Here is a 26,555-nt window from a genome sequence, read left to right on the forward strand (position 1 = left end):
GACCACATGGAACAAAAAGAGATTTTCGATAAATTTTACATTCAAGGAACTGCCACTTTAAGAAGTTTGCTTCAATGTCTGAGTCAACTGTCGTCAGATAAGTTAAATGCCCTGCTTGAGCATCAATTCCCTTTAAAAGGGGAAACAGGACTTTACAAGCTCTTAAACAGTAAAGACAAGGTAACTTCACAATTCTTGAATCAAAAAGTAGACCTTAACAAAGTGAAGGAAGCCTTAAAAGAACAAGGGCTTCCTTTTGCTTTTAAAGAAACAAGCGAAGGGACAAATGTCTATTTCAAAACAAAAGACAGTGAATTGGCAAAAACCGCTCTAGAACGTGTCTTTACAAGCATTACAAACGAGCCGAATGCCTTTGCCAATAAAGTTTTGAAAGATCCTTCAAAAATATCCTTCAAAGAACGGCTTGAAACAGTTGAAAAGCATCTCTCTCAAGACACAAGCCAACAGGTCGAAGAAATCCTTGAAAAAGGGGGTGTGAGCCGTAAATGAACGAAGACGACATCAAGCAAAAACAAAAAGAAGAACGTTTGGCGCAAGATGCCTGGCAACCCTACAAGAAGAAATTCAAGCCTTATTTTATTTTAGGGTTGGTTTTGTTTCCTATTGGCATTGTCTTAGCCAATTTCTTTATGAAATTACCTGGTAAGGACTTTATTCAAAAGCAAGCGTACTTGTCTACGCATAACCTAGACAGCTATATTCAAACCTATCTCTTAAATTTTTTTGAGCTTAACCTTTGGAGTTTAGGTTTTGGCATGATGTTCTTTCTTCTTGCTTTGTTTGGCTATATTTATAAAAACGACAAAGGTGTCTACCGTGAACAAGAAGAACATGGTTCGGCTCGTTTTGCAACTTTACAGGAAATGATGAAGTATCGTGACAAAGAGGAATCAAATAACATGATCATTAGCCAACACGTTGAAATTGGTCTTTTCAATGAGCGCCTGCCTCAGAAACTTCAAAAGAATAAAAACGTCATCGTCATTGGTGACACAGGGGCTTCTAAAACACTGGCTTATGTAAAAACAAATTTGATGCAGACGAACGCTTCTTTTATCGTCACTGACCCAGACGGTGGGATTGTTTATGAGTTAGGACATCTTCTAATTGAGGAAAAATATAAAATCAAAATCTTAGATTTGAATACCTTATCAAACACTGATCATTTCAACGTATTTAACTATATCAGAACGGAATTAGACATTGACCGTGTCCTCGAAGCCATCACAGAAGGAACAAAAAAAGGCGACCAAAAAGGAGAAGACATTTGGATTCAAGCAGAAGCTCTTCTTTTACGTGCATTACTTGCCTTTCTATGGTTTGACGGAAAAGACAATGGCTATACACCAAACTTAGGTATGGTTGCGGATATGTTAAGGCACGTTGAGCGTAAAAATCCGAAAAAACCGAGTCCAGTCGAAGAATGGTTCTCAGAATTAAACGAAAAGCATCCCAATAATTATGCTTGCCGTCAATGGCAATTATTTAATGATGGCTTTAAGTCAGACACTCGAACAAGTGTCCTTGCGACTGCCAATGCTCGTTATTCCGTCTTTGACCATGAACAGGTAAGAGAAATTGTCGAAGAAGACACAATGGATATTGATTCCTGGAACGAAGAAAAAACAGCCGTCTTTATTGCTATTCCTGAAACAAACTCTACCTATAACTTCATCGCTTCCATTTTTTTATCAACGGTCATGGAAAACTTGAGATTAAAGTCAGACCAGGTACGTAAAGGTCTCCTTCAACTGCCCGACAATAAGAAACTGCTTCATGTCCGATTTTTGATTGATGAGTTTGCCAATATTGGTAAAATCCCTAACTTTGATAAGGCGCTTGCGACTTTTAGAAAGCGTGAGATGTCCTTTACCATCATTCTTCAATCACTTGACCAGTTAAAGACCATGTATCAACGAGGATGGGCAGGCATTGTCAATAACTGTGCCACCTTACTATTCTTGGGTGGAGATGAAGTTGAAACTCGAAAATTTCTCTCAGGTCGTGAGGGAAAACAAACCTTGACCATTCGGAATTATAGTCAGTCCAATGGCTCAAATGGTAAAACTAACGGCTCAGAAAATAAACAAAAATTAGGTCGTGAACTCCTCACAGAAGCCGAAATTGGCAAACTTGATGGGGACGAGTGCCTTGTTTTTATCACACGAGAACACGTTTATAAAGACCAAAAGTATTATGCTTTTAACCATCCTAAAGCACATCTGCTTGCACGAAGTCCATCAGATGAAAACTGGTTTAACTACCGCATCATCATTACTGAGGAAGATTCCATATTAAATCAAGTCAATGAAGGCAAAGCAATACTAATCGAACACGGAACAATAAAGGAGAATAAAGCATGACATTTGGTAAATATGATTTAAAATTCATTGATAAATCAGGGAAAGAACATCACTACACACTTTTAAATGAAGACATCAGCAAGGCAGATGAAAGAGGAAAAATAATTGCCAACCTTGAAGGGTGGACTTACGTTTCTTCAACTTATCTAGCACCCAAAAATAAATTTGAAGAGCGCCTTCAAAAAGCAGAGAGTAAGTCTAATTCCCTAGATTTTAGTCAAGAACAAACAAAGGGAAAGAAAAGATAGGTTGAATAAAAATGGTTAAAAAATTATTACTTTTAGTTGTATCAATCAGTTTCTTAACAGTTCTCACTGGCTGTGGAAGCAGTTATTCAAACCAATTACAGGGAAATACATGGACATTAAGTTCAGAGCTTGATGACGGCATTGCATCAGATGCAAGTTTTAGTGAAGACACGATGAAATTAAAATCTTTTGGCACGTTAGAGGTTTATACCTACAAAATTGAAGAAAAGTCAGGGAATAAAGTCATTACTTTTACCCCTAAAAATCTTAATTCCGATGGTGCGCTTCTCTATTCTATCGAAAAAGACGGCGACAAATTTAATTTAAAGCCACGTAATGAGGAAGCGAAGAAATGGTTCGGCAATGCTACATTGATTCCATGAGAGAGGAGAACGTATGAGAATAGAAACATTTGATTTGGTATTTTTTAATGAACAAGGAGTTAGGGAAAATTATTCAATCATGGCAACAGACCTGTTTGAAGCAGACAAGCGTGGGCAAGAAATTGCCCACAAAAATGGATGGATTCACACCGAAACAAACCCTCGGCTTCCAAAAAACCAATTTGAAGAACGGCTTCAAATGGCAGAAACCAGTGAACCCTTCATAGGATTTGGTCAGGAACAAACAATGGGAAAGAAAAGATAGGTTGAAACACTGAATATTTAGGAAAGGAACATTATGGATTATAATCGTCCGCCTGTAAGGGCGCAGAGAAGTCATCAAGAACGTGAACAACTTCTTGTGGAAGCACAATCCAAAAGTATTGTGGATGTGGCTCAGAAGCTCGGTATGGCTTTAGAGAAGATAGGGCAAGACTATCGATGGAAAGAACATAGTAGTTTGGTTATTCGTCCTAATCAAAACTATTTTTACTGGAACGCACAAGGGTTGGGTGGCAATACCATCCAACTCGTGCGTACAATTTTAGAGTGTGGGTTTAGAGAAGCCGTTGATTACTTGACCAATCAAGAAATTAAACACGCAAGTGAAGTGAAGGTTGTTAAAACCCCCTTTATCTATCGACTTCGTGAAAATAAAAATACATCTGAGATGTACGATTTTTTCAATGATAAAAGAAGGATAGCACCTTCTACTGTTCAAAAATTTGTGGCACAAGGATTAGTTGCAGAAACTAATTTTAAAGACTATGGAGCAACTCAATATGAACCAACCATTGTGTTCAAAAGTAAAAGCCTAGATGAAAAAATTAAAGGAATTGCCCTTCAAGGCATCAATGAAGATAGAGGGTTATATCCTGAACGTGGTCGGATGAAGAAAACAATGGGAGATGGACATTTTGGTTGTCTCTACACACATGGGAATCCCCCTTCCTTTGACAAAGCAACACAAGAAAACCCTCTTAAAATCATCGCTTTTGAAGCACCGATGGACATGATGGCTTACTCTGAAATATTTGAAAATGACATTGGCGATGCTTACCTTTTTGCCATGAATGGATTAAAAAAGAGTTCTATTTCTCTTTTGCTTGCGGACTTGGCAGGTTCTCAGGCAAGTGAAGATAAGAAGCTTAAATTTTTAGATACTATCGAAAAGACAGTTGAACCCTTAGAACAAGTGAAAATAATTCTTGCGGTTGATAATGATAAAGCTGGTCATAAATTCATCGATAACTTTAACATTTCAAAAATTAAGGTCTTTCCTCACTTAGCAAAATTAAAAGCAGGTCAAGAAAAGTCCGACTGGAACGATATGCTCATCAAACTTAAAAATGAACAGGGCAGACCAAAAAACATATTTGAGGAACGGCTTTTCAAAGCAGAAAACTGTCGAGCAGCGAACACAAAAGTTAATGAAAGGCAAACTGAAAATATTTCAGAAAATCATATCGTAGCAAGGAGATAAAATGAAGAATCAAAAACAAAGTCAATTATTTGATCGTCTACATCAAAAATATCACAACATTTCATTATATGGAACAAAGGACCTAGAAAAACTTGATTTAAAAAAAATGGACATTAAGGAAATTGTTTATCTTGTTCACTATACCATTTGGGACATCCATCGTACATCGATAGAATTAGATGAGTTAGATTCGTCCTTTTCGCACCGCAACTATATTTTTAAAGAAAGGGAAAATGAAGAAATTACTTTCTATACCTTAAAGTTTGAACTTGAAGATAGAGGAATAAATTTAAACGTATACTCCTCTGATTTTTATGAAGATGCTTTCGAAGATGATTCGACATCTTTGCGCTTTAATAATGCTTTAATTCAAGTTGTCAATGGTAAAGTTGATGCGACAGAACTTCAAAATTTGAAAGTCAATCATTCTTTAGAATTTTACGGAAAAAAATATAAACACGCTTCTCTTTTTGAAGAAAAAGCCCTTGAAAATTTTGATTTACAAGACATGAGCGATAGTGAACTTGCTTATCTTACGCATCGACTCGCTGTTCAAATTGAAGAGACAACTCAAGCTCTTGATGAAATGGAAATTCTCGATAAGGACAGAGATTATTATTTAACTGACTATAACAACGAGATTGATTCCTTTGACACTCTACTTGAAGAATGGGATGAACGTGGTATAGTGATCCAACTTGATGGCAAAGACTTTGATTACTCTAATTCAATTGATGGAGCGATTAGCGAACGATTTAAAACCTGCCTGGTTGAAGTCTCTAGTGGGGAAGAAAAGTCAGAAACACTTTCACAATTTCAACAATCCAGTTTAAAGAGAGGAAAATAATAATGGAAGAAAATAAAAAAACAATCAATCAGATGATCAAAGACAAAGACACAAAAGCTTTAAACGAACACCTGAAAGAAGGCGTTAAAAATTATTTAAAGTCAGATACACTAAAAGAATTTCTTAAATTCTGCTCAAAATTTCCAAAGTATTCTTACGGAAATGTCAGATTGATTGAATCACAAGCTCCTGATGCACATCATGTCGCATCCTTCAAAAAATGGAAAGACTTAGCAACTTCTGTAAAAAAAGGAAGTAAAGCAGTTTACATTTATGCCCCCTCAACTTATAAAGTCAAAGATAAAAATGGCAAGGTCATTAAAGATGAAAAAGGGGAAGCAGAAACAAAAACTTACTTCAAATTAGTGCCTGTTTTTACAGACCAAAGTGTCGAACATCCTGAGTTACTCCCCCAACAAGTGTACGCGGTCAAAGGCGACTTTGAGGACAAAGATACCTTCGTGAATTTGTATCGCACTTTCATGAAAGTTTCTCCTGTGCCAGTCCTTATGGATAACATTAACGGCACTGCTCACGGCTATTATGATGTGATTGAAAACAACATTGTCATTCAAGCAAACATGGGACAACTTCAAACGGTTAAGACAATGATCCATGAAATAACACACGCTATGCTTCATTCAAATTCATCTGCCGTGTTCGGAGATAGAGACTACCAAAGACAAGAATTTGAAGCAGAATCTGTCGCTTATGTGGTGTCAAATCATCTAGGAATTGACTCCTCAGATTATTCATTTGGCTATCTTGCTTCCTGGACTCAAGGTGGAAAAACCATTGATGATTTTGAAGAATCTTTAAAGACAATTACAAAAACAGCCACGGAACTAAATACAAAAATTGATGAAACGTTTGCTCGTATTTCTGATAAAGCCTTGACCAAACCAAAGAATAAATTTGAAGAAAGACTTCAAGCACTCGAAACAAAAAAAGAAATTCTTCCTAGAAAATCAGAACGTACAAGTGACAAGGAAGAAACGGAAAACGCATCTTTAAAAGGGCAGCCCTCTCCTCAAATGAACCACCGATAAGAGAGAGGGGAAGAAATAAAAGACGGTCGGATAAAAGCAAACAAATAGAAAAAGAAGGTACAACAAATGACTAGAGAAGAAATGAAACTGATGCTTATTGAATTCCTTGCGGAAGATTTTTCTAAAGAACCCTGCATCATTGATGAAGAACAATTTAACATTGGAAAGTTCATAATGGTTAAAGAAATTGGCAATTTTATTTCAGAAATGGAGAAGAAAGAAATTGAAATTGACCTCGAACCTTATCATGAATTATTGAGAAGTGTTCGTCAATTAAGAGAAGCAGAATTTGAAAATTTGATGGAAGAAATGGCGCAAGGAATTTAAAAAAATAGAAAAGGGGAGTGGGGAAACCCCACAAATTAAGTCTCCATTTAAGCTGATTTTTAGCTTAAATGGAACTTAAATATCGCAACATGGGGACATGTTGCTCTGCTCGCAAAAGAAAAAATTTCGTTTCCCCCCTCTTTGAGATTTGAAGGTTTTTAGAAAGCGTGGATGAGAAATTATGGAAAATAAATATAAATTGAACAGACCGATTGAAAGAAAAGTCCGACTTAATGAACAAGAAAATGAGTACATCAAGAAGAAAATTGAAGCCAGTCCCTTTAATAATTTTCAAAACTTTGCACGGACTTTACTCATTCAAGGGGAAATTAAAACAACCGACTACTCGGAACTCTTTACGCTCAATAAACAAGTGTCTGCCATTGGAAATAATATTAACCAGGTTGTAAGACTAGCCAATCAATTTGATGAAATCTCCAAAGAAGATATTCTTGACTTACAAAATCAAATTCAAGAAGTGAAGGATATGGTAAGAACAAAAATCAATCAAGAAATGAAAAAAAATAGGAAGGGAATTCACAATGGTTTACACGAAACATCTTAATGTCAGGTCAATCAAACACATGAACACCGCAGTTGGTTATGTCGAAAATGCAACAAAAACGGTAACGACTTTAAAGGAAAATGAGCATTTGGATTCACTCTTTCCATACATCATCAATGGCGACAAAACGATTGAACAGCAACTGGTTTCAGGCTATCAAATTTCAGATATTTATCATGCCAATGAAGAATTTCTTTGGACAAAACAAGTTGCCTTATTATCAAAAGGAAAAGATTTAACTTTGACAGATCAGGACGAAAAATTAAAATTAGATTCACATGCTTTTGAAGAAAATAATGCAACACTGGCACATCATCTGATTCAATCCTTCTCCCCTGATGACAATTTAACTCCTGAGGAAATTCATGAAATTGGAAGGAAAACAGTCCTAGAATTAACAGGTGGCAACCATGAATTTGTCATTGCTACTCACGTTGATAAGGAACATATTCATAACCACATTGTCTTCAATTCAACCAATTTAATTACTGGCAATGCCTTTCGTTGGCAAAGAAACACCAAACGACAATTAGAACAAATTTCTGATAAATATGCTTCACAACTAGGGGCAAAAATTATTGAGAAATCTCCTGCAGGTTCACATAAAAAATATACCATGTGGCAGACTGAAACACTCTATAAAAATAAAATTAAGCAACGGTTGGACTTTTTAATCGAACATTCTTCAAGTATGAATGATTTTTTAGAAAAGGCAAAAGCCCTTGAATTGTCAGTTGATTTTTCAGGAAAGTGGGCAACCTATAAACTGACAGACCAACCGCAAGTTAAAAACACCAGGTCAAGAAGTTTATCTAAAAAAGATCCTGAGCGCTACAATTTTAATCGCATTAAAGAAAGAGTTTCTAAAAACAAAACACCATTTTCAGTCGATGATGTGGTCGAGCATTACATTGAAAAAACAGATGACCAAAAAATGGATTATGATTATAAAGTAAAATTGGATGCCTGGCAAATTCATCATGCCACTAACAAAGGATATTATGTCAATGTGGATTTTGGGATTGCCAATCACGGTCAATTATTTATCGGTGCTTACAAAATGGACAAGCTAGAAGATGGAAGTTTTGACCTTTATTTAAAGAAAAGTGATTTCTTTTATTTCATGAACGAGAAGGACTCAGAGAGAAGCAGGTACATGGACGGACGGACACTCATGCGCCAACTTTCATCCTACAATGGCACTGTGCCAATCAAAAAAGAACCCATCATTAGCACCATCAATGACCTTGTGGATGCAATAAACTTTTTAGCAGAACATGACGTGACGGACCACTCTCAGTTGAAAAACTTGGAAGACAAATTACTTATGGCAGTCGATGAAGCACAACTTAGTCTTGACAAGATTGACAAAAAGCTTTTGGAACTTTCTCAAATCAGCAAGCACTTAATTGCTTTAAAATCTGAGAACGAAACAGAAGTGAATTCAGCTAAAATGGAATTACAAAAGATGAACGTTAAACCTGACCTTCGCTTTGAGGATGTGCGTTTGGAAATTCAATCTGAGAAAGTCGGACGACAGCTCTTGAAAAAGAAACTGGATGACACGATTGAAGACTTTAACCTTTATAATGGCATCAAGAAGGTTGGACAAGACAAGCAGGAAAAAGCTGAAGAAATAAAACACAAATCACTCTAAGGCTTTTTATAATGAATCAATTCAATTCAATTCAATTCCCAAAATAATCGCTATCTCTTTTTTCAGACGATCGTTTTTGGGATACACATTTCACTATTTAAACGTAAAGGAAAATAAAAATGAATACAGAAAATGAACAATTAGAGCAAGCCTTGCTTAATTTAAATCAAGCCAAGGCATTAAACGAAAAACAAGCCCAACAAATTGCGGAATTAGTTAATCGATATCAAAAATTAGAGCAAAAACATGAAAAGATTCTTCAAAAATTTGAAGGACTCCAACATGGACAAATCTCTCCTTCAGAAGAATTAAAAAGTTCCTTAAAAGAAAATCACCAGGAACAAATAAAACTCAAAGAAACTCTTTCTCGCTTTGTTAAACGCTTAATTGAAACATCAAAAATAAAAAGCAAGTATGCCCTTAAATTATCACTCACCACATTGCACATTGACTCTTTCATAACAAATATGGCTTCTCAATTAAGTCGCTTTTCTGAAAAGCTTACAGGTTTAGAAATAAACATTCAAGGTTTAAGTATCGAACGCCCCCCTTTGGAAAATCAAGAAGCAGCCTCTCCATTAGAAAACGCAACAATTAAAATAGGCGCTTATGACCAAAGTCCTCAACATCTTTCACCGTCTGCATTGCGTGATGAAGCGTTCAACAATGAAGTAAAGACAAAAGAAAATAAAAAGGAAGGTGTTTCAAAAACAGAACTGCCTCAGGAGAAGAAAAATGAATCGAGCTTGAAAGGACTGCCTGAGGATTTTCGTCCGATATTGGAAAATACTTTTATTCAAATTGATTCTGCACGCATGACCACAAGTGCGGAAGGCATAAAATATTATTCTTATTCCATCAATCAAAAGTACGAAGTAGTTGGCATGCTTTGGAAAGACTTGGAAAACCTAAGCAGCATTCAACAATCAGATCGCATGCATGTGGATGCCGTTAATCGTTTAATGAGTGGAGAGATTTCCGTAGATGACGTTTTTTTAGAAGCAGAAAAAAATAAAATGATCCATCAGTATCGTGATCAAAAAAAAGTACCGAATGCTTTTGAAAAACGGATGATAAAAGCAGAACAGGAAAACCGAACTGAAAGAATTGTAGAAAACCGTGAAAATACCAAAACAAATTATCGCTCAAGATAGAAGAGTAAAAGCTTTTAAATATTGAACTTTTCGCTTTGCAAAAATGATTTTGATTTCAAAAAAAATAAATAGAACGATCGCCATAATCCATTCTTGTTTTTGCTTAAATTGTGATATACTTAGCTCATTACAGCTAAAGGAGAACACCATGGCAAATAAAAAAGACCTTGTTGCTTCAGTCTCTGAAAAATCAGGATTGACTCAAAAGAAAAGCGAAAAAGCAATCAACGCATTAACAGAATCAATTATAGAAGTTCTTGTAAAGCATGAATCAGCTCAATTGGTTGGCTTTGGAGTATTTGAAACAAAGGAACGCAAAGCACGTACAGGTCGTAATCCTCAATCAGGAGAAGCGATTGAAATTGCGGCCGCAACTGTCCCTGCATTTAAGGCAGGAAAACTTTTGAAAGAAGCAGTAAAAAATAATAAGTAAAGTAAAATAAAAACGAACCATCTAACAGCTGATGGCTCGTTTTTTGAAACAACATAGTTCGTTTTGTAGCAGCGTGTTTCAGTCGCTGTATGAACCTAGTAAAACTTAAAAACGGAGGAACTATGTGATATTCATTATATAATAAAAACGCTTACTTTACAAATTGGAATAAATTCAGTTTTTTCTTATGCTATAATAGTTGAGTAGAGTTTATGAACGGTAGCCCAACTGGAGGTGATGCTTATGATTATGTCGTGAGCAAACCTCACAAAACAGAAAGACGAAAAGTTTGTCAGTGTATCAAGCACTCTCACTCGTGATTGCATTTGCGACCTTGGTGTTATTGCTTAACGATAAGAACAACAAAAAATGACCGTTCAACTTAGCAGTTAGGCCATTTTATGATTAGTATGCTACCGTTCTTAAAACGGTTACACGGGACCTGTTCGAAGCAAGTCCTTTTTATTTACCTTTATTATATCGCAATAAGCTATTCCTTGTCAAATGAGCTATAATAATCTTATACAATTGTTTTATTAATTTTATTGCATTTAATAGTTTAATGATAAAGATAAGGAGATACGTTATGGTTAGCAAAAATAATATATTAAATTCTTGGATTACAATAGAGCAGTTTTCAGAAGGTAATATAAATGTTAATGAAAATAGAAACAAAAAATATAAGCGTTTGCCTAATCATTCGAACGATTGGTTAATATTTTTCCAAGATAAATTATCGGAATTTAGATACAATCAAAAGAATGTTAATAAAAAATTGCAAAAGCGTGGATTTACAATTTATTTTGATGTATTTTCTTTTGATAAATTAATTCAGGATTTATCAAAATTTTTTCATTTACCCGAGGAGTATAGAGAAGAGAGTAAAACAAACAAATTTACATGGTGTCTGACTTTCATGGAAGATAACGGTGATTTTATACTTCTAGAAGATTCAATATTTTTGACTATAAGTGGATACGTGCATCATTATTTAAATATACCTTCAGATATTTTCATTGAAAATGAGGAATTAAAAAATGAGATGCTTGAAATTTTCGAAAACAATTTCAATGAAGGATTATCAAAATTAATAAAAAAAGAATCAGTATTAACTAAAAATAATTATTATGAAATTCATGAGGATGTAAAGAATAGGAAACTATACTTTCACTCATTTTATATCAATGAATTAGATTTAGCAAAAAAAATTAATTCTAAAAATGTAGATAAATATCTGCTAGGTTTTTTAGGTCCCCGTTCCAATTTAGATAGTGATCAGTTAAGCACTTCTTTCAATAAGAAAGATATTTATCAAATCCTCGAACCAAAAGAGTATCCTTTAGGACGTTTCCCATCAAATCCTGATTGGGGATTATCGCTAATGCAACAGATTGCCGTAAATACTTATTTGAATGGTAAAGATGATGTATATGGGGTAAATGGGCCTCCTGGTACGGGAAAGACAACACTACTTAAGGATATTTTCGCTGATCTTGCTGTTCGCCAAGCATATGAAATTTGTTATTTAGAAGATAAACACTTGAGAAGAAGCAACATGTACGATATGAACGTTGGTATAGCAAGACTTCCTGATGACATATCCAAATACAACATACTTGTAGCAAGCTCAAATAATGCTGCTGTCCAAAATATTGTTAATGAATTACCTCAAAAAATGCAAATAGACGAGACATTTTTAGAAGATGAAGTGTTCTCTAGCTATTTTTCCAATATAAAAGATGACGATATTTGGGGAGTTTTTGCTTCTGAGGGAGGGAATAGGACTAATATGTCCAATTTACTTGAAATTGTAAGCAAGATATCAAAAGAATTAAAATCGACTTTATTTATATCCGATAAAGAAATTTACAGTAAATTTTCAAAACAATATGATCTTGTAAATAAAATGAGACAAGATGCACAAAAAATATCAGATACAATTAAACAATTAGATTTATTAAGAAATGAATTAATTAATGAAACAAGAACTTTTCAAAATCAGTTGTCATATAAAAAAGAAAAAAGAGAACAGGAAAATATTACAATTAATAGGCTGATTGAAGGATTAGATATAGAAATAGGAGTGCTCTCTACTGATTTTGTGAAATATGAGCAAATTACAAAAGATAATCGATATAAATTGGAACAATTAAATCTTGACCTAGGTATTTTGAAGCAGCAAAGACCTCTTGCTTTTCATATTTTAAAACTCTTTCATAGCAAATCTGTTGCGATATACATCGAACAACTTTCAGCGTTAACTGCATCTATTTCTAAAATTTATAAAAAACAGCTCAGTCTTGATAAAGAATATAACAGAAAGAGTCAAGCATATATCATGCTTAAAAAATCGAGAGCAGAACATATCTCTTTTGAATGCAACAGTAAAAAAATTTTTGAAGAGTGGAAGAAAGATAATCTAAAAAAAATAGAAGATTTATCTAAAAAAATAAGAGATCTAAGTACAGAAATTAACAATTCTCAATTCTCACCTCCTGATTTTACACAAACTTACTCAAAATTTCAGCAAGATAACCCTTGGTTTGATAAAAAATATCGGATAGAACAATCAAAACTTTTTATCCTATCTATGAGTGTAAGAAAGCAATTTTTATATGAAAACCAAAAAAGCATAGCGGGAAGCGTCGAAATTTGGAAAAATACATCAAGGTATGCTATACCTGAAAAAAAATACCTTATTTCATTATCATGGAATTGGATAAATCTCGTTGTTCCTGTTATTAGTACCACTTTTGCAAGCTTCGGTCAGATGTTTAAATATCTGGGCACTAATTCAATTGCTAATTTATTCATTGATGAAGCGGGACAAGCAACACCACAGGCTGCAGTTGGAGGAATAATGAGAAGTAAGAAAATAATGGCGGTTGGTGATCCCTCTCAAATACAACCGGTTGTTTCCTTAAGTGAAGGAGTTATTGGATTGATCGCCACAAAATACAATGCATTAAACAATGTGGTTAATGGTTATGCATCAGTGCAAACACTTGTAGATAAAGCAAGTAAATTCGGATACTATAAAACGGAAAATGATTGGGTGGGCATTCCTCTATGGGTTCATCGCCGTTGTAAAAATCCAATGTTCAAAATATCTAATGAAATTTCATACCGTAATAGAATGGTTCTTCCCGAATCATTAAACGAACCCGGACGTGGTGAATGGTTCGATATTAAAGGGGAATCAGATAATAAATTTGTGAAAGAACAGGCCGATTTTTTAAAGGAAGTGTTGAAAAAGAATTTAAATATCCAAGAAGAAGGAGAAGAGAATGTTTTTGTGATATCTCCATTTAAGAATGTAGTTGATACATTGAAAAAAGATTTAAGAAATATTGGGTTCGACCAATCAAGAATAGGAACAGTTCATACATTTCAGGGAAAAGAAGCCGATATAGTCTTTTTAATTCTTGGAGCAAGTTCAAAAGAAAAAAGAGCAGCACAATGGGTAATTTCTAAGCCAAACATAATGAACGTCGCAGCAACTAGAGCAAAAAAAGAATTTTATATCATTGGAGACAAAGAATTATACCTCAGTTTAGATTGCGGTGTCGTAACTAAAACATTAGAAATACTCAAATGTTATTAATGCAATAAAAGAAAATTCCATTCAAATTGTTTTTTTCTTCAATTATCTATTCAATTTGGATTGGTTTTGTAATTTTTCCTATTTATGTTTCAAGAGATGTTTCCAAGATTTCCCCCTAAAACTTTTTATTTGAAGATAAGAAGTAAAGAAAAATGTTTTTAAGACGATACCAAGCAGTTTCAAGGTCTGTTAAAACACAATGACAAATTTGTTCTTCCACTATTCAAAGTAGATAAATTATTGGAAGACGCAGTAAAAAATAATAAGTAAAGTAAAAAGTAAATTGTAAAATTAGTTTAGCTACTCTAAGACAAGCAAAAAACACCTGAATTTCTTATACTTGAATTGTGAGATTACAAGTAGAAAAGGATTCAGATGCAAGATTATTATAACACGAAGTATAAAGAACTGACTTATTCAGAGCGACAATGTATTGAACGGTGGCATAACAAGGATAACTTCAGTAATCGACGGATTGCGAACTTACTGAATAAGGCGCCTCAGACCATCAATAACGAGATTAAACTAGGATTGGTTCAGCTCAAAACAAAGACCAAATATCTTGCAAAACTTGCTCAAGAACGGCACGAAGCCAATAAACAGCAGTGTGGTCGTCGTTCTAAACTTACAGCTGAATTGAACCAATCCATTATGGACGGTGTGCGAGATAAGCAATCCCTAGAAGTGATTCTTCAAGGTTTTCTAGGTGCCGTCTGTCTTAAAACGCTCTACAACTGGGTTGAAAAAGGGTTTCTTGATGTGAAATATCATGAATTGATTTATCCGCACTACAAGAAGGCTAAAAAGCTCCGTAAAACCAATCCAAAGCGACCTTACGGCTTGTCTATTGAAGAACGTCCAGAAGAGATTAACAACCGCTCTGTATTCGGGCATTGGGAGATTGACACCGTCATTTTAACGAAAACCAAGAACGCGTGTTTATTGACATTGACGGAGCGTGTCACACGTTTGGAAATCATTCGCTTGATTCCAGATAAGTCTGCTTTGTCGGTCAATACAGCACTTTGTGAGCTTCAAAAGGACTTTTATTTCAAATCCATCACTTCGGACAATGGTCGTGAATTTGCCAAACTGAGTGAAGCTGTGGCTTGTCCTGTGTATTATTGTCACGCTTATGCCAGCTTTGAGCGAGGAACTAACGAAAATCATAATCGCATGATTAGACGATTCTTGCCTAAAGGAACAACAAAAACGACTTCGGATGAAGTCGCTCGTATTGAAACTTGGATGAATCATTATCCAAGAAAGATGTTCAAGTATCAGACACCGCTTCAGATGTTACAAGGTGGCTAGATTAAACTTGCAATTTGCCAAGTAAAGTAAAACAAAAACGAACCATCTAACAGTTGATGGCTCGTTTTTTTGAAACAACGCAGTTCATTTTTGTAACAGCGTGTCTCTGTCGCTGTATGACATTATCAAATTTTTACAAAGAAAGGAAAGAACTACGCTATATTAAGTATATAATTAAAACGCTTACTTTGCAAATAAAAGTTAAATATAGTCTTTTTAACATTAAAAAACCCTACTTTTGAATAGGGATTCGGAGTTGATAAACTTTGCAAGAAAGTTCTACAATTTAATTATATCATACCACTTACTTCTATCAATTTTTATGAAAAGGTAAGTGATTTATTTGCTGTTTGGAACATTTTTCTTTTCTTGTCTGCTTATCAATCGTTCCTCTCGAGGAATAAATTGTCTTATATCGGATTTATCATAGCCTACTAACAGGCGTTCTTCGTCAAAAATAATTGGACTTTTTAAAACAATTGGATATTCAAGTAAAAACGAAATTAACAGAGAAAAAGAGGTTGTTTGTCCAATTTGACATTCATTAAATATATTAGTCGTCCGTTCACCTTTTTTAATAATTTCGGAAATGCCACTATTTGTTAAATGAAGAATATGATTTAATTCTTTTGGAGTAAAATTTTTAAATTCTATGATTTTAAATTCTAAATTATGAGAAGCAAACCACTGCTCACAAATTTTAATTGAACTATTTTCCCGTGAGTTGTAACATAAAAAAATCATATCGCTCCCTTTTATTTCTCTTTTGAAAATTAAACTTTCAATGTTTCTTGAAGTGCTTGTGTCAAGAGTGCTGAAAAATTCACTTTTTTCTCAACACCTAATGTGTTGAGATATGATGGAATTGTTAACGTTTTCTTAACTGGTGTTCGATCATTCTCACGTTTATATTGGTCAAAATCAATATCAACTAATGTAAATGTATCATTTTCCTTTAATTTGAATTCAACTGCCCCTGGTAGAGGGATTTCTTGGTGAAAGTCTTCGGTCATTGCTAAACCTGTCAGACCAATCAGGTCTCTTGACATATTTATTGCATCAGCAACATCTTCGCCCTGTGTATATGCATCAAAATCTGGGATATAAACACTGTAAGGCATCACGTCGTCGACTTTTGAAATAATAATTGGGTAAGCTTTTCTCATCTTCATTTCTCCTTTAATCCGAATTTCTTTATAATACTATTTTTAACGGTTATATCATTCATGTTAGGGTGTCTTACAACTTGGGTAAAATTCTTACCGTCAGTCCAAATTTCATGATTACTGCCCTCTCGTAACTTCCACCAACCGTTCTTTTTCAGAAGTTTTTTAACTTCATTTGTTTTCATTCACAACAGCCCTTCTTTATTCATAATTATATTATAGCACGTATTGAACACGTTGACAATTTTTATACGCTCCATACACGTTTTTTTTTGTAGATAATTCATCTTGTTTTCTTTTACTTTATAATACCCAGTTATGAGCTGTTAGAAAATCAATAATATCAATAGCTACAAAACCAGCTCATAACTGTTAAGTTATGAGCCGTTTTTTAACAATAACATTCGAAAACTATTCAATTGAATAAATTTTTTGTAAGCCAAATTTTTCTTTGATTTCTAGGAATGAATTGTCGGATATCATCTTTATTATAGCCAATTTGGAGATGACAATTATCGAAGATTATGGGGCTCTTAAGAATTTCAGAATGACGTAGAATAAAAGATGTCATCGTAGAAAATGACATAGTGTCATTTGAGGGCCTGTTTTTTAATAATTCTTGTGTTTTATTTCCATCAATAATAATGTCATCGAAACCTCGTTCAGTTAGTGAAAGAATATGTGAAATATTTTTTTGAGATAAATCTTTGTATTTAATTTTTTTAAATTGCAAATGATGACTAGAAAGCCACAACTCACAATCTTTTACTGACTTGTTACTAAGGGTACCATAACATAAAAAAATAATTTTAAATTCTCCTAATTTTTATAGAGCCATTCTTGTATTAAGTGTTTTTTCGAAAAATAGAAAAAATGTGATAAAGAAAAGATAAGACTAATTAACAGGTTCAGAATGGTGGTGGATTATACTGTGTAATTCTCTAATTTCATTTATTTTTTAACTTATTATATCACCTTTTGTTGAATTGTGCTTCAGTATTATGATATGATGGAATAGAGAAGAATATTCAAATTATCAAGTGCACCTCTTATCAGGTGCTTTTATATTGTAAAATATAGTTAAGTCTATAATATTGACTAGTGATAGATTAAATGTTATTATTAGCAAGCGGGATGGAGCAGCTCGGTAGCTCGTCGGGCTCATAACCCGAAGGTCATAGGTTCAAATCCTATTCCCGCAATTCGCACAATAGGTTACGCGGAAATGAAGTGATATTTCCTTAATATTATTGAAGTAGAGGATCGTGATTGTACGATTTTTTATTTTATTCGTATTTTTAATATTTTTACTAAAATGTTACATCTTGTTTAAAATTAGAAAATGTGTTATTATTAGAGGGTAGATTTTGTAATGAGTTAACTGTTTTAAAGTTTCATCGATTCACTTTTCACAAAATAAGATTTACAATTTTGTAAAAAGGATGGCTATAAAAATGGCAAATGGAACAGTAAAATGGTTTAACGCAGAAAAAGGTTTTGGATTTATTACATCTGAAAATGGACAAGATGTGTTTGCACACTTCTCACAAATTCAATCAGATGGCTTTAAATCATTAAACGAAGGTCAAAAAGTGACTTTCGATGTAGAAGAAGGTCAACGTGGACCTCAAGCTACAATTATTCAAAAGGCTTAATTAGAAAAGAACCTGTTTGGGTTCTTTTTCTTTATATTAACTAGAATAGGAGGATATTATTAAAAAAATAGAAAGTACAAATACAATAAAAATTAATGGAATTTATTTCTCTTTAGATAACACTACAATGATGCTCACAAAACTAAATTCTAGCAAATAAAATATTACATCATTCAGTGAAATGGGTAAGGGAGAAAATATGTTTAAAGTTGGCGAAAAAATAATATTATCAGATGGAAGCGAAGCTTTAGTCGTTGTTTCAGATAAAAAGAAATATCAAAATATTATTATTGTTGAATTTGAAAAGAAATTACGTGTCATTGATCGTGCAACTAAAAGCATGGCCTATACTAACCAAATCAAATAAAAAAAGATTCTGAGAAAAATTTCAGGGTCTTTTAATATTAACTGATAGATTGGTGTGACGTTAAGTCAAGTTTTTAGAGTCACAAACGTAGAATTTTAATGTATTTATTTTAAGCAATTCCTTTTTCAAATTGATTAGGTGTAAGATAGCCTAAACTTTGATGGATTCGTTTTGAATTATAAAAGGCTTCAATGTACCAGAAAATACTCTGATAGGCTTCTTCAAAGTTCTTATATTTAAATTGATACACCCACTCTCTTTTTAAATGTCCATGCCAAGATTCAAGACTGGCATTATGATAAGGATACCCCTTACGACTGAAGGAGTGGGTGAGTCCAGAATTTTTTATTGTCTCTTCATACTCATGACTTGTATACTGACTTCCTTGGTCAGAATGAAGAATAACAGCTTCTGGATAGTTTTGTGATTCCAATGCCTTAATCAAAGTCCTTTGTACTAATTCTACAGTCATTCGCTTGTCTAAATCCCAAGCAATGACTTTTTTAGTGTAACGATCCATAATGGTTGAGAGATAAGCCCAGCCTTGTTGAGTCGGGATATAAGTAATATCGGTTGACCAAACCTTATTTTTCTTTGTAGGCTCATTTTGTATGAGGTTCTTTCTTTTAATGCCATCCCTAACGGAGTGTCCTGGTTTAAATTTTTTAACGACGACTGACTTGATCTGAAGTTGTTTCATTATTTTTTGTACGAGGTTTAACCCTACTTTTTCCCCTTGATTTAGTAAGAGGTGCTGAATCTTAGGTGCCCCATAGATTCCCCGATTCGCCTTGAAAAGTTGGACAATCTTAATTGCCAAGTGTTGCCTCCGTAATTGAGTTTTGGAAGGACGTCGATTGATCCGTTCATAATAACTTGATTCAGGGACACCAAGAAGTTGACAGCTGAGCCTGACATTGAGTGCTAAAGTTTTAATGGTTTGAGTCATATCCGCAGCACTCACTTCTTTTTCTCGGCGAATATGGTCAATACTTTTTTTAAGATGTCTCGTTCTTCCTTAACTTTTGCTAGTTGTCTTTTTAATTCTAGAAAATCAGCTTTAGAAACTGAGCTTTCATTAGACTTAGAGTAGAGGTCGATCCATTTATAAATTGTTGCAGGAGACACGCTGTATTCTTTAGAAAGCTGTGTAACGGATTGCCCAGAATGGTAGAAGTCAATAAGGGTTTCTTTAAATTCTTTTGAGTATCGTTTTTGCATGTTTTTTTCCTTTGTGTAAATTATACAATAATGACTCTAAGATTTAAGGATAACATCACTCTTACTTCATAAAAGAAAGTGACTTCAATGCTAAAGAATATACTCAAAAATAGATATAAAAGAATTTTTCTCTTTTTTATAATGTCATTAATCCCTATAATCCCTTTTTTGGTTTTTGAACGATTTCAAATGGATTGGGATGCATGGTTTCATTTATCTCGAATTTATGAAATCGTAAATAATATAAAATATGGTAAAATTTTTCCAGATATTTCTTATTTTACCTTTAATAAACAAGGTTATGCTGTCAACTTTTTTTACCCGTACTTTGCTAATTACCCAATAGCATTGTTGTTATTAATAATTAAGAAACCAATTTTGACACTTATAATTTTTAATGTTATTTTTCATACTGTTGGATTAAATATAGCATACCATGTTTATTATAAACTGAAAAAATCTTTATATTTTTCTTTTCTATTTTCAATTTTGTATATTTTTGGGTACACAGACTTCAATACAAGACTACTGAACATGGGAACTTACAATCAACAAATAGCCTATATCTTCTTACCTTTAGCAATTATTGGAATCTATCAAACTCTCTTAGGAGATGCTAAAAAATGGAGATACGAATTAGTTATTGGTATTGTTTTAATAACACTAACTCACTTGCTAACAACATATCTTCTTATCATATATGCAGTTATATTATTCACGTATCTCGTTTTATTTAAAAGACGGCTAATTACAAAAACGAGAGCCATAACTTGGGGCTACTCTATTGTAGAAATTATTTTATCTACTCTAATTTTCACCATCCCTCTTTTACAACAAAAATTTGCAAATGATTGGTTAAAGGTTCCCGCCTTAAATTTGGGTAGTAGCGGTATTTTGAGTAATTCTGCGTCAAAAGTGTCGTGGTGGCAACGTCTTTCAGATGGTTTCTCATTTCAAGATATAATTATTGTTTTATTTTTAATCATGATTATTGTAGCGGCGACCTATAAATTATTTGATAACGATACAAAGATCATTCTGATTGGAATTGTTGTTGTGGGGATTATGCAAAGTAATCTGCTCCCTTACTACTTTTTACAACGATTATCTTTTATAGACATGATACAAAATCTTTCTAGATTTGATGTTTTTCTTTATTTTCTAATCGCTCTTTTTATTTCAAATATAGCTCAAAACTATCATAATAGTAAAAAGAAGCGAAAAAACAATGTTTTCGTATTTATTCTATGCATATATTTAATTTTTTGTAGTCAAAATTTTAATTTAGAAAAAAATATCTTTACAGGAAACATGACAAGTTTTGATATTTCAAGTTACTATGCAACAAATGATAATATTATAAAAGGTTTAAGTAATAGTAATTTTGGATATTTTGGCCCAGATGCAGGCAAAGGGTATTACAGAGTTAATGGTTTTATGGACTATAGAACATCTCAACAAATTAAACGAATACCTAATGAAAAAGGTGGATATGACATTGATAGTGGCAGTTATCAAATAGAAAATCAGAAGTCCTTTGCACCTGTTATTAACTTCCCACCAACTTATCAAGTTTCTTCAAATGATTTTATAGAAAATGCAGTTTATTTCGATAATCAAAGAACTTTTGGTCACTACAAGCAAGATAAATTCAGATTTGTTATAAACGATATTCCAGAAAAAACAAAAAAAATAAGAACTTCCATCACTTATTTGAATGGATTTAAGGCTTCAAACGATAAGGGAGAAGAACTTAAAAGCTATAAAGATAAAGACGGCTGGCTAGTAATAGAAAACAGAGATAATTCTGAAATTACGATAACATACGAAAAGACCCTCGGTCATAAAATAGCTATTGTTATTTCTATCGTAACTTGGTTAGTTATTTCGTTATCTATTTTGGTATCATCTGTTAAAAATAAATATAGAAAGAAGAGTTAGTAGAATCTTTTTAAATATTTATAACCATTCCTTTGGACCAAATAGTGCGAGTGTTTGTTATTTTCAATCAATATACACTAAAATAGCTCATAACTTATAAGTTATGAGCTCTTTGATTGAATATGCATCCATTTAGGAATCACATTGTTAAATTCATTGAGAAAAGGTAGTAATATACTTGACCAATATACTAAAAAATTAATGCTGTTCTTTTTTATCATTTAATTTTTTATAACGTTGATTTACATCAACTTTGATGGTTCTGTTGCAAATTATATCGGAAATAGTAACCTACTGCAACAATAATTACATCTTTTTGAAAGTGTTTGCCTTTAAAATGGTTCATACTCCCTACCCTCACTACTTTTTCCTTATATTTATACGAAAATAGACCTGTAAAAAAAATTCAATATAATTATTTTGAAATGAAGTTGGCATCAATAACGCTTTTGTGATATAATTGTAAATATAAGTAATTATTATGTAATAAAAAAATCATTCAATTTATTTAGAAGAAATTAATATTTTATGAAAAGTCCAAACAAAGCCTTGCTCATCATGGGACTTGCTTGTGTATTCACAACGCCTTTGTTTGCAAGTCATTCTTTGGCAGACGAGATCACTCAATCATCTGCCACATTATCAGAAAATCTTGCAACAACAGAACAGTCTAATTCAAGTACAGAAACAACTGAAAGCTCAACAGCACCTGCAACAAGTACAAGTGACACTTCTACAATTGACATAGCTACGCTCAACGTGAAAGAAAACATCACAGTCGTTCAAAATACCACTTTTGAAAACAGTATTTTTTTTGTTTCTGCAACCGACAGCAGAGGGGAAGGACTTGTAGTAGATGATCTAAATATCACAGGAAATGTTGATACTACAAAAATTGGAACATACGACTTGAAAGTAACGAATGGTAGTCTTGAAAAAACAATCAAGGTTACAGTTACGGCAGACAAGACTTCACTTAATCTAAAAAGTAGTGTTTCTGCCATGAAAAATTCAACTTTCAAAAATGACATGATTTTTGATTCTGCAACAGATAGTTTAGGGAATAAGCTCACTTTAGCTGACCTGAAAATTACTGGTACGGTTGATACTTCAAAGGCAGGAAATTATGTTTTAACTGTTGCAAACGGAAGTATTACTAAGACAATAACAGTTACTGTTAAAGCGGATTTAACAACACTTAATGTTAAGAATGTTTCTTTAACTCAGGGTTCAAGTTTTAACTACGCTTCTTTCTTCATCTCTGCAGCGGATAGCAACGGAAAAGCCCTCAAAGTAACAGACCTAAAGGTTACTGGTTCAGTTACGACTGGAAAAATTGGAACATACACGTTAACCGTTACAAACGGTAGTCTCGTTAAAAAAGTAACGGTTACGGTTACTGCAATTCCAATCAAAAAAGTAGCAGTTTATCGAATGTATAACCCTGATTCCTATGAACATTTTTACACCAAAGATTACTACGAACGTTCTGTTTTAGTAAAACGTGGGTGGACTTGTGAGGGAACTGCTTGGTATGCTCCTGATCGTGGGAATGCGATTTATCGTCTTTACTTAGGCACAGTAGGCGAGCATTTCTACTCTACTAGCCTCTACGAAAAAAATGTTCTTGTTAGCCGTGGTTGGAAATACGAGGGAATTGCTTTTTATTCAGGGGGAACAGAAAAAACCTATCGTGCTTATAACTCTGGAATCAAAAAACACAATTTTACAACGGATTCATATGAACAAAAAGTCCTAACAACTCAACGTGGTTGGAAAAATGAGGGTGTCGCTTGGTATGTTTATCAAACAGGGGATAAAAACGGTGCAGAAGTAGGTAAAAAGTCAGGTTGGTACTCTGTTGGTGGTACTCTGAAATACTACAATGCTAATACAAGTTCATACACTAAACAGTTCTCTATGCCTTATTATTCTCAGCGAGATACACGCTGGGTAAATAAATACTATGCAGGATATACTTTAGGTAACACAGGCTGTGGAATGGCTTCTATTGCAATGGTTGTCTCAGGATTTGGAAAAACAATCACACCAGTTCAAGCCGCCGATTATGCACATACTTACGGTTCATTTGACCGTTATCCTGAAGTAGGTTCAGCTCAATCAGATTTAACAATGGTTGCAAGTCATTGGGGACTAAATTACAAAGTTATGAGTTCATCAAGTCAGCTTGCAAGCTATCTTAGTCAAGGTTATCCTGCAACAGTTTGTCTTGATTTAGGCAATGGGGTTCGTCATATCGTTGTCTTACGTGGTTATTCAGGTGGCTACACTACTGTAACTGATCCATGGAATGGAGTAATATTCAGCGGTCGTCATTCTATATCTCAAATTTGGAGTTTACTTTCTTGGAAAGCGGACAATAAAAACATGGGAGCTTCAGCAGCAGTTGTCTATATTTCAAAGTAGAAAACAGAAATATTGATAAAAAGGTTCTGGTGTAAGATTTCCCGATAAGTCTATTTTAGTGTAAAATGAATAAAAAAGATTGTGAGGCTAGGAGTAGGAACTATTTAAAAGGCAAATAATTTCAAAAAAGTAAGTATTGTTGCTGTAGATTACTATCTCCGTTATAATTTTAACTATCGCGATATTCAATTGATTCTTTATGAGTGAGGAGTACAGGCGAGTCACACCACTATTTACCGCTGGGTTTAAGAATAAATTAAAGTTCTATGCCTTTAGAACAAACTACCTCATAACTTAACAGTTATGAGGTAGTTTGTTAGGAGAATATTTCATCTGATGCAACAGCAATTAAGTTAAAAACGCAAATACTATTTTATATAAGTAATAAAAATAACATAAAATTACTGATCTAGTTATTACTATCTTTGAATTTTTAAATAATTTATAATTAGGCTCTGATCAAGGGCGGTAGTATTCCTTTCTAAATTTTTGATAATCTAATTCTGATAACGGGCTTCGTTTTTAATATATCTTCCATGCCTTCTCAACTTTTTTCGTCCTGATTGTTTTTAAATTGGATTACTATAAAAAGAATGATTACAAATATTAATGGAATAATTTCCTTCATTTTTTCCTCCGTGAATTCAATTATGTCACTGTTATACGCCCTGTTTAATAGTTTTTATGCACTTGTCCAGATTAATATATCATGTTTCAGAGCCTTGAACAGGGTTCTCAGATCATTCAGAGGAAGTATTTATTTTTTTGTTTAATAATTTCTACCGTACCATGCAATTCCTTCATATTTCCATCCAGACTTAGAAAGTACATTTTTTTCGTTGGCATCTGTGGTAAACAGATGTTGTTTGATTCCAGAATGGTAGAGTCGATAAACTGGAATATTTCCTGTTACTTTAGTATCCGCATAAAATACTGTTCCTTCATACTTCCATCCAGACTTAGAAAGTACATTTTTTTCGTTGGTATCTGTGGTATAGAGATGCATTCTAATACCCGGGTGGTAGAGCCGATAAACTGGAGTTCCACCAGACCTTGGTGCATAATAGCTGATGCCTTCATATTTTCCCCAGCCGATATTTACTAATGTATTTTTTTCATTGAGACTAGATGTGTAGAGATGTTCAAGATTATTGGGATTATAGAGCCTGTAAATAGGGGTTGACAGTGCTGGGATTCTATTGAAGAAGTTTGATAAATCAACCGAGGTGTCAACTGGTTGAACAGAAGATTGATTATTAAAATACATCTGACTGCTGTATTGCAGTGCACCGTATTGGGAATTGTTATCTAAGATATTTCCCCACCCAGTAGCGTTTGTTTTTGGTGTACCGAAGAGATATTGAGCGACCCAAAGGTTTTTAGTTCCAAGCGTTGAAGCATTCATTGCTCCACCTGTTACCCAGCTCTTTGAGGTATAATATTTTACCTGAGGATATCCTGAGACAGTCATCTGATTTTTAAAGGCGATTGATGCATTGGTCCAAACAGATGAAGCTGTACCAGCATATTCAGCATCAAGAATCATAACAGTATTGCTTGGTAACCCAAGGGATTGTGCTTGTGAAGCATAGTATTTTGCTTCGGCTATCGCAGCGCTATTGGCAGTGGCTTGATTGCTCGTTTTTCCAAATATTGCAAAATGATAGGTTGCAATATTTAAGCCAGCATTCTTTGCCATTTGAATTTGACTTTTGGCATAATCATTAATATAATTTGTGCTTTCTGTGAGCTTAATTACAACCGTTTTCACTCCTTGTGTTTTTATCTGATAAAAGTCAGATTGCTTCATCCAATATTGATAAGATGCAATATCCACGACATCAGTGTTGAGATTCGTCAGTGATTTATTGATATCTCCTGCATGATCTAATCGTTTTGCAATCACTGTGCTTTTCGTTGAATCTGAATAGGCATAGGTGTAGCCATCATCATTCGGATGCGCAATGATACCTACTGTTTTTTTCACACCATTGAGATAGTAGGTCGTGTTTCCATAAGCGTCAGTCCCCCAACCATTCTGAGTACCGGCTGCTGAACGCAAGCGATTCGAACTAGATGAAACCGATTCTGTATCACTCTCGGTTTCATCTAGTAGAGAGGCAGTGATAAAACTCCCCATGACATTATTTTCAACCGTTGTATCAGCTTTTACTTCAAAAGTAAGATATGTTGTAAATATAAGCACTGTAAATAAAATTATTTTTTGTATCTTTTTAAAATTCATCATAGTAATATTATACACAAAAAATAATATATCTAAAAATAATATTGAAAATTTAGTTTAGCAACATTATATACGTGAACTTATT

Annotated in this window: 25 protein-coding genes, 1 tRNA gene and 2 pseudogenes; 21 read left to right on the forward strand and 7 right to left on the reverse strand. The window is 33.7% G+C overall.

Features of this window, described 5'->3' with window-relative positions; genetic code table 11:
- Positions 1-6 precede the first annotated feature (6 nt).
- The 16 genes and pseudogenes from GHI45_RS07670 to GHI45_RS07740 all read left to right on the forward strand — a co-directional run bounded on the left by GHI45_RS07670 (position 7) and on the right by GHI45_RS07740 (position 15,473).
- Positions 7-510: a DUF3801 domain-containing protein gene (locus GHI45_RS07670; RefSeq protein ID WP_147780573.1), complete on the forward strand. Its 504-nt coding sequence runs from the start codon at positions 7-9 to the stop codon at positions 508-510.
- A complete protein-coding gene (locus GHI45_RS07675) occupies positions 507-2,384 on the forward strand; it encodes a VirD4-like conjugal transfer protein, CD1115 family (RefSeq protein ID WP_147780572.1) in 1,878 nt (625 codons plus the stop codon). Before GHI45_RS07670 ends, GHI45_RS07675 begins: the two co-directional genes overlap by 4 nt.
- On the forward strand, positions 2,381-2,632 hold the full coding sequence (locus tag GHI45_RS07680) for a hypothetical protein (RefSeq protein ID WP_147780571.1): 252 nt from the start codon (positions 2,381-2,383) through the stop codon (positions 2,630-2,632). Before GHI45_RS07675 ends, GHI45_RS07680 begins: the two co-directional genes overlap by 4 nt.
- Positions 2,633-2,643: 11 nt before the next feature.
- Positions 2,644-3,015, forward strand: coding sequence for a hypothetical protein (locus tag GHI45_RS07685; protein WP_147780570.1), 372 nt, complete (start codon positions 2,644-2,646; stop codon positions 3,013-3,015).
- 13 nt (positions 3,016-3,028) lie between these two features.
- The gene (locus tag GHI45_RS07690) at positions 3,029-3,280 is read left to right on the forward strand and encodes a hypothetical protein (RefSeq protein ID WP_147780569.1); all 252 of its coding nucleotides are present in this window, start codon (positions 3,029-3,031) and stop codon (positions 3,278-3,280) included.
- A 33-nt stretch (positions 3,281-3,313) separates the two neighbouring features.
- On the forward strand, positions 3,314-4,498 hold the full coding sequence (locus GHI45_RS07695; protein WP_147780568.1) for a toprim domain-containing protein: 1,185 nt from the start codon (positions 3,314-3,316) through the stop codon (positions 4,496-4,498).
- A 1-nt stretch (position 4,499) separates the two neighbouring features.
- Complete coding sequence (locus GHI45_RS07700; RefSeq protein ID WP_147780567.1) at positions 4,500-5,345, forward strand: hypothetical protein; 846 nt, start codon at positions 4,500-4,502, stop codon at positions 5,343-5,345.
- Positions 5,346-5,347: 2 nt separating this feature from the next.
- A complete protein-coding gene (locus GHI45_RS07705) occupies positions 5,348-6,394 on the forward strand; it encodes an ArdC-like ssDNA-binding domain-containing protein (protein WP_147780566.1) in 1,047 nt (348 codons plus the stop codon).
- A gap of 66 nt (positions 6,395-6,460) precedes the next feature.
- Positions 6,461-6,721, forward strand: a complete 261-nt coding sequence (locus GHI45_RS07710; RefSeq protein WP_147780565.1) for a hypothetical protein — start codon at positions 6,461-6,463, stop codon at positions 6,719-6,721.
- A gap of 181 nt (positions 6,722-6,902) precedes the next feature.
- The gene (gene mobC / locus GHI45_RS07715) at positions 6,903-7,286 is read left to right on the forward strand and encodes a plasmid mobilization relaxosome protein MobC (protein ID WP_147780564.1); all 384 of its coding nucleotides are present in this window, start codon (positions 6,903-6,905) and stop codon (positions 7,284-7,286) included.
- Positions 7,264-8,943: a relaxase/mobilization nuclease domain-containing protein gene (locus GHI45_RS07720; RefSeq protein WP_147780563.1), complete on the forward strand. Its 1,680-nt coding sequence runs from the start codon at positions 7,264-7,266 to the stop codon at positions 8,941-8,943. The genes mobC and GHI45_RS07720 overlap by 23 nt, the downstream gene beginning before the upstream one ends.
- A 119-nt stretch (positions 8,944-9,062) precedes the next feature.
- A complete protein-coding gene (locus GHI45_RS07725) occupies positions 9,063-10,097 on the forward strand; it encodes a hypothetical protein (RefSeq protein ID WP_147780562.1) in 1,035 nt (344 codons plus the stop codon).
- Positions 10,098-10,245: 148 nt separating this feature from the next.
- Positions 10,246-10,530: an HU family DNA-binding protein gene (locus GHI45_RS07730; protein ID WP_147780561.1), complete on the forward strand. Its 285-nt coding sequence runs from the start codon at positions 10,246-10,248 to the stop codon at positions 10,528-10,530.
- A gap of 316 nt (positions 10,531-10,846) precedes the next feature.
- Positions 10,847-10,903: a hypothetical protein gene (locus GHI45_RS11575; protein ID WP_228777601.1), complete on the forward strand. Its 57-nt coding sequence runs from the start codon at positions 10,847-10,849 to the stop codon at positions 10,901-10,903.
- A 213-nt stretch (positions 10,904-11,116) separates the two neighbouring features.
- Positions 11,117-14,134 carry an ATP-binding protein gene (locus GHI45_RS07735; RefSeq protein ID WP_187230138.1) on the forward strand — a complete coding sequence of 1,006 codons (3,018 nt, stop codon included), beginning with the start codon at positions 11,117-11,119 and terminating at the stop codon, positions 14,132-14,134.
- A 375-nt stretch (positions 14,135-14,509) separates the two neighbouring features.
- Positions 14,510-15,473: pseudogene (locus GHI45_RS07740) on the forward strand (IS30 family transposase).
- 314 nt (positions 15,474-15,787) lie between these two features.
- Here the strand turns inward: GHI45_RS07740 and GHI45_RS07745 are convergent.
- The 4 genes from GHI45_RS07745 to GHI45_RS11580 form a co-directional block, all read right to left on the reverse strand.
- Positions 15,788-16,192, reverse strand: coding sequence for an ArsC/Spx/MgsR family protein (locus GHI45_RS07745; protein WP_147780558.1), 405 nt, complete (start codon positions 16,190-16,192; stop codon positions 15,788-15,790).
- A gap of 29 nt (positions 16,193-16,221) precedes the next feature.
- Positions 16,222-16,614: a type II toxin-antitoxin system HicB family antitoxin gene (locus GHI45_RS07750; RefSeq protein WP_228386052.1), complete on the reverse strand. Its 393-nt coding sequence runs from the start codon at positions 16,612-16,614 to the stop codon at positions 16,222-16,224.
- Between the two features lie 2 nt (positions 16,615-16,616).
- Entirely contained in the window at positions 16,617-16,799 is a 183-nt protein-coding gene (locus GHI45_RS07755; protein ID WP_147780556.1) for a type II toxin-antitoxin system HicA family toxin, read from the reverse strand.
- Positions 16,800-17,029: 230 nt separating this feature from the next.
- Complete coding sequence (locus GHI45_RS11580) at positions 17,030-17,368, reverse strand: ArsC/Spx/MgsR family protein (RefSeq protein ID WP_052727812.1); 339 nt, start codon at positions 17,366-17,368, stop codon at positions 17,030-17,032.
- Positions 17,369-17,742: 374 nt separating this feature from the next.
- On the opposite strand from GHI45_RS11580, the gene GHI45_RS07765 reads away from it, so the two are divergent.
- From GHI45_RS07765 to GHI45_RS07775, 3 genes are all read left to right on the forward strand, one after another.
- Positions 17,743-17,816, forward strand: a tRNA-Met gene (locus tag GHI45_RS07765).
- 252 nt (positions 17,817-18,068) lie between these two features.
- Positions 18,069-18,269, forward strand: coding sequence for a cold-shock protein (locus GHI45_RS07770; protein ID WP_147780555.1), 201 nt, complete (start codon positions 18,069-18,071; stop codon positions 18,267-18,269).
- A 199-nt stretch (positions 18,270-18,468) separates the two neighbouring features.
- Complete coding sequence (locus tag GHI45_RS07775; RefSeq protein WP_153497423.1) at positions 18,469-18,636, forward strand: hypothetical protein; 168 nt, start codon at positions 18,469-18,471, stop codon at positions 18,634-18,636.
- 109 nt (positions 18,637-18,745) lie between these two features.
- Here GHI45_RS07775 and GHI45_RS07780 read toward each other — a convergent pair.
- A protein-coding gene (locus tag GHI45_RS07780; protein WP_147780923.1) for an IS3 family transposase occupies positions 18,746-19,857 on the reverse strand; the annotation gives its coding sequence in 2 pieces (ribosomal slippage) (positions 18,746-19,641 and positions 19,641-19,857; 1,113 coding nt in all).
- Between the two features lie 189 nt (positions 19,858-20,046).
- Between GHI45_RS07780 and GHI45_RS07785 the strand changes: the two genes are divergently transcribed.
- A complete protein-coding gene (locus GHI45_RS07785; RefSeq protein WP_147780762.1) occupies positions 20,047-21,798 on the forward strand; it encodes a hypothetical protein in 1,752 nt (583 codons plus the stop codon).
- Positions 21,799-22,066: 268 nt separating this feature from the next.
- Here GHI45_RS07785 and GHI45_RS07790 read toward each other — a convergent pair.
- Positions 22,067-22,144: pseudogene (locus tag GHI45_RS07790) on the reverse strand (IS6 family transposase); the annotation flags it as partial.
- A gap of 182 nt (positions 22,145-22,326) precedes the next feature.
- Here GHI45_RS07790 and GHI45_RS07795 point away from each other — a divergent pair.
- A complete protein-coding gene (locus GHI45_RS07795) occupies positions 22,327-24,225 on the forward strand; it encodes a bacterial Ig-like domain-containing protein (RefSeq protein WP_147780763.1) in 1,899 nt (632 codons plus the stop codon).
- A 769-nt stretch (positions 24,226-24,994) separates the two neighbouring features.
- Here the strand turns inward: GHI45_RS07795 and GHI45_RS07800 are convergent.
- A complete protein-coding gene (locus tag GHI45_RS07800; RefSeq protein WP_228386053.1) occupies positions 24,995-26,473 on the reverse strand; it encodes a GH25 family lysozyme in 1,479 nt (492 codons plus the stop codon).
- Positions 26,474-26,555: the final 82 nt, after the last annotated feature.

Origin of the sequence: Lactococcus sp. dk101 (assembly GCF_009601055.1) — a bacterium.
GTDB lineage: Bacteria > Bacillota > Bacilli > Lactobacillales > Streptococcaceae > Lactococcus.

Coding starts and splice junctions, on each gene's coding strand:
- GHI45_RS07725 (WP_147780562.1), top strand. CDS start 9,063: ATGAATACAGAAAATGAACAATTAGAGCAAGCCTTGCTTAATTTAAAT.
- GHI45_RS07695 (WP_147780568.1), top strand. CDS start 3,314: ATGGATTATAATCGTCCGCCTGTAAGGGCGCAGAGAAGTCATCAAGAA.
- GHI45_RS07775 (WP_153497423.1), top strand. CDS start 18,469: ATGTTTAAAGTTGGCGAAAAAATAATATTATCAGATGGAAGCGAAGCT.
- GHI45_RS07770 (WP_147780555.1), top strand. CDS start 18,069: ATGGCAAATGGAACAGTAAAATGGTTTAACGCAGAAAAAGGTTTTGGA.
- GHI45_RS07675 (WP_147780572.1), top strand. CDS start 507: ATGAACGAAGACGACATCAAGCAAAAACAAAAAGAAGAACGTTTGGCG.
- GHI45_RS07800 (WP_228386053.1), bottom strand. CDS start 26,473: ATGATGAATTTTAAAAAGATACAAAAAATAATTTTATTTACAGTGCTT.
- GHI45_RS07735 (WP_187230138.1), top strand. CDS start 11,117: ATGGTTAGCAAAAATAATATATTAAATTCTTGGATTACAATAGAGCAG.
- GHI45_RS07700 (WP_147780567.1), top strand. CDS start 4,500: ATGAAGAATCAAAAACAAAGTCAATTATTTGATCGTCTACATCAAAAA.
- GHI45_RS07720 (WP_147780563.1), top strand. CDS start 7,264: ATGGTTTACACGAAACATCTTAATGTCAGGTCAATCAAACACATGAAC.
- GHI45_RS07705 (WP_147780566.1), top strand. CDS start 5,348: ATGGAAGAAAATAAAAAAACAATCAATCAGATGATCAAAGACAAAGAC.
- mobC (WP_147780564.1), top strand. CDS start 6,903: ATGGAAAATAAATATAAATTGAACAGACCGATTGAAAGAAAAGTCCGA.
- GHI45_RS07750 (WP_228386052.1), bottom strand. CDS start 16,614: ATGAGAAAAGCTTACCCAATTATTATTTCAAAAGTCGACGACGTGATG.
- GHI45_RS07685 (WP_147780570.1), top strand. CDS start 2,644: ATGGTTAAAAAATTATTACTTTTAGTTGTATCAATCAGTTTCTTAACA.
- GHI45_RS07745 (WP_147780558.1), bottom strand. CDS start 16,192: ATGATTTTTTTATGTTACAACTCACGGGAAAATAGTTCAATTAAAATT.
- GHI45_RS07710 (WP_147780565.1), top strand. CDS start 6,461: ATGACTAGAGAAGAAATGAAACTGATGCTTATTGAATTCCTTGCGGAA.
- GHI45_RS07680 (WP_147780571.1), top strand. CDS start 2,381: ATGACATTTGGTAAATATGATTTAAAATTCATTGATAAATCAGGGAAA.
- GHI45_RS07755 (WP_147780556.1), bottom strand. CDS start 16,799: ATGAAAACAAATGAAGTTAAAAAACTTCTGAAAAAGAACGGTTGGTGG.
- GHI45_RS07690 (WP_147780569.1), top strand. CDS start 3,029: ATGAGAATAGAAACATTTGATTTGGTATTTTTTAATGAACAAGGAGTT.
- GHI45_RS07795 (WP_147780763.1), top strand. CDS start 22,327: ATGAAAAGTCCAAACAAAGCCTTGCTCATCATGGGACTTGCTTGTGTA.
- GHI45_RS07670 (WP_147780573.1), top strand. CDS start 7: ATGGAACAAAAAGAGATTTTCGATAAATTTTACATTCAAGGAACTGCC.
- GHI45_RS07730 (WP_147780561.1), top strand. CDS start 10,246: ATGGCAAATAAAAAAGACCTTGTTGCTTCAGTCTCTGAAAAATCAGGA.
- GHI45_RS07785 (WP_147780762.1), top strand. CDS start 20,047: ATGGATTGGGATGCATGGTTTCATTTATCTCGAATTTATGAAATCGTA.